Here is a 3,328-nt window from a genome sequence, read left to right on the forward strand (position 1 = left end):
AGTTCGGGGGGGTGGGCTTTCCGGCGGACAGAATTCTGCACATTGTCGATCGGCAAAAGGGTCGGTTTGAGGATGGGAAAGACACCGCTGGTGGCGATAATGACCCCGGCCGTGCCTTTGTCTATGAACAGGTTCGCTATCCCCTTTTGGATATCGGGTGTATCGTTGCAGAATTATCTCTCTGGGATTTTCGCCATCCTCCCCCGCAGGGGAACTAGGAGGTTTGAATGAGCAGGAAACTGTTACTCGCCGACGACAGTATCACGATTCAGAAAGTCATCGGGATTACCTTTGTTAACGAAGATTTTGATCTTTCTGTGGTCGACAACGGTGATGCCGCCCTTGAAAAGGCGCGCGCCGAGCGGCCCGACCTGATTCTTGCCGACGTTTTCATGCCGGGTAAAAACGGCTACGAACTCTGTGCGGCAGTGAAGTCTGATCCGGCCCTGGCCGGCGTTCCGGTGCTGCTGCTGACGGGAACTTTCGAGCCTTTTGATGAAGGCAAGGCCAACAGCGCCGGTGCCGACGGCTGGATTGCCAAGCCCTTCGAGTCGCAGACCCTGATCAGCCGGGTGCGGGAGCTTCTTGACCGCGCGCCTGCGGCCCTTGCTACCCCGGTCGAGCCGCCGGCCATGGTTGAGCCGGAGATCGAAGAGGTTGCGCCAGAGATCGAAGAGGTTGAGCTCCACGGGACTGCTGAACCGGCACCGGATGTTGCGCCTGAAGCCGACCTCTGGGAAGATTTTGACGAAGTTGCGCCGGCGGTAGCCGCGTCCCCGGTCGCCGAAGCCCCGGAGGAGGTGCCCGGGTCTGCAGATTTTGGGGATATTTTTGGTCCCGAAGAAGAGGCCCCATCTGCCGAAACAACGGCGGATGATATCTGGGGTGACGTGTCGTTTGAGGACGAAGACCTTGCCGCCGAACCTGCAGCGGTTATGGGGTCTGAGTTGGAAGATATCTGGGCACCTCAAGAAGAGATGGTTTCGGAGCCATCACCGCCAGCCATCGAAGAAGATTCTTTCGATTTTGCCGTCGAACCGGAGGCTGCCGTTGAGCTTGAAATTGAAGCGCCCCCTGCGGTTGAGCCAGTAAGTGACGACCTTTTTGTTTTCGAAGAGGAGTCGGCGGTTGAAGGCGTTGCTGCAGCAGACATTTCGGTCGAAGATGAGCTGTCTGCGTTCGAGGAAGAGCCCCTCGTGGAAGTGCCGAAGGCTGTCGAATCGGTTGAAGAAGAATTGATGGAGCTTGGCGATGAGGATATTCTGCTTCTGGACGAAGCGGAAATCCTGGCAGAGGAAGAACTCGCTGCCGAACCTGTTGCCGCCGGGATGGATGACGATTTCCTCTTCGTCGAAGACGAAGAGGAGACAGTTCTGGAGGAATCTTCCCTTACGGATGAAGATCTTTTTGGCGATATCGCTGCGCCGTTTGAGGCTGAGCCGGTAGTCCCCGAGCCCGAGCCGGTATTTGCCGAGCCCGAATTGCCCATGGTCGCCGCCTCGGCAGGCGCCGTTGAGTCCAGGGTTCAGGCGCTCAGTGACGAGGATCTTGAAGCGATTGTCGAGAAGGTTGCCGGGGCGGTGATTGAACGTCTGGCCGGAACCATCCTCGAAAAGATTGCCTGGGAGGTCGTGCCCGATCTGGCCGAAACCCTGATCAAGGAAGAGATTCGGCAGATCAAGGAAACCGTCAGGTAGCGCATAGCTTAAAAAGCGCGGCAACGTCGGTTGTCGCCTATTGACGGATGAAATGGGGATTGTTAAAATCCCCATTTCTTTTTGCTGAAATTCACAATGTCCGCTGCGGGCCGGCGGAAATAATATTTATACGCAGGAAGGACGTGCCGTCCATGGAACCGAAACTGGCCAAGGGATACGAGCCGCAGGACGTCGAAAAGAAATGGTACCAGGCCTGGGAAGGCCAGGGGTGCTTTCATGCCGACGAGAATTCACCCAAACCTCATTATTCCATTGTCATACCGCCGCCGAATGTGACCGGCGTGCTGCACATGGGGCATGCGTTGAACAACACTGTTCAGGATATCCTGGTGCGCTGGAAGCGCATGTGCGGCAGCGAAGTCCTGTGGATGCCGGGGACCGACCACGCCGGGATCGCCACTCAGAACGTGGTTGAAAAGCAATTGGCCGCCGACGGTCAGGACCGTCACGACCTGGGGCGAGACGCTTTTGTCGAACGGGTCTGGCAGTGGCGCACCGAGTCGGGTGGGCAGATCATCAACCAGCTCAAGCGTCTCGGGGCTTCCTGCGACTGGGAGCGTGAGCGGTTCACCATGGACGAGGGGTTGTCCAGCGCTGTGCGCGAGGTATTCGTCAGCCTTTACGAGGACGGATTGATCTATCGGGACAATCGCTTGATCAACTGGTGCCCGCGCTGTCACACCGCCCTGTCTGACCTCGAAGTGGAGCACGAAGACAAGAAGGGGAACCTCTGGCACCTGCGCTACCCGGTTAAGGGAACCGACCTCTGCCTGGTGGTGGCCACCACCCGTCCGGAAACGATGCTCGGCGATTCTGCTGTGGCGGTCAACCCTGAAGACGAGCGCTACAGCGGCCTGATCGGCAAGACTGTCCTGCTGCCTCTGGTGAACCGGGAAATCCCGATTGTCGCCGATGACTATGTCGACAAGGAATTCGGCAGCGGTGCCGTTAAGATAACCCCGGCGCACGATTTCAACGACTTCGAGGTCGGCAAGCGGCATAACCTCGAGTTCATCAATATCTTCGACGAGTCGGGCAACGTCAACGAAAACGGCGGCGCTTACAACGGCATGGAGCGCTACGCCGCCCGCAAGCAGGTGGTGGCCGATCTTGAGGCGAAAGGACTGCTGGAGAAGATCGAAGAGCACGGCAACGCGGTCGGTGAGTGTTATCGCTGCAGGACGGTCATCGAGCCGTACATGAGCAAGCAGTGGTACGTCAACGTCGGACCTCTGGCCGAAAAAGCCATCGAGGCGGTCAAGGACGGGCGTACCCGCATCGTCCCCGAGCAGTGGGAAAAGACTTACTTCGAGTGGATGTACAACATCAAGGACTGGTGCATCAGCCGGCAGATCTGGTGGGGGCACCGCATCCCCGCCTGGTATTGCGACGCCTGTGACCAGATTACCGTCTCCCGCGAGGATGCCAGCGTCTGTGCCCATTGCGGCAGCGACACCCTGCGCCAGGAAACCGATGTGCTCGACACCTGGTTTTCCTCGGCCCTCTGGCCCTTTTCGACGATGGGCTGGCCGGAGAAGACCGAGACTCTGAAGAAATTCTACCCGACCTCCTGCCTGGTCACCGGCTTTGACATCCTCTTCTTCTGGGTC

General features: G+C 58.2%; 3 protein-coding genes. All 3 read left to right on the forward strand.

Features of this window, described 5'->3' with window-relative positions:
* Positions 1-218: hypothetical protein (locus ABYV89_RS15785; protein ID WP_432823894.1), on the forward strand; the 218-nt coding region annotated here is incomplete at its 5' end.
* Between the two features lie 9 nt (positions 219-227).
* A complete protein-coding gene (locus tag ABYV89_RS15790) occupies positions 228-1,697 on the forward strand; it encodes a response regulator (protein WP_432823895.1) in 1,470 nt (489 codons plus the stop codon).
* Positions 1,698-1,849: 152 nt separating this feature from the next.
* A partial coding sequence (locus tag ABYV89_RS15795; RefSeq protein ID WP_432823896.1) for a valine--tRNA ligase occupies positions 1,850-3,328 on the forward strand: 1,479 nt, incomplete at its 3' end.

This window comes from Trichloromonas sp. (assembly GCF_041583255.1).
In the GTDB taxonomy this organism is placed as follows: Bacteria; Desulfobacterota; Desulfuromonadia; order Desulfuromonadales; family Trichloromonadaceae; genus Trichloromonas.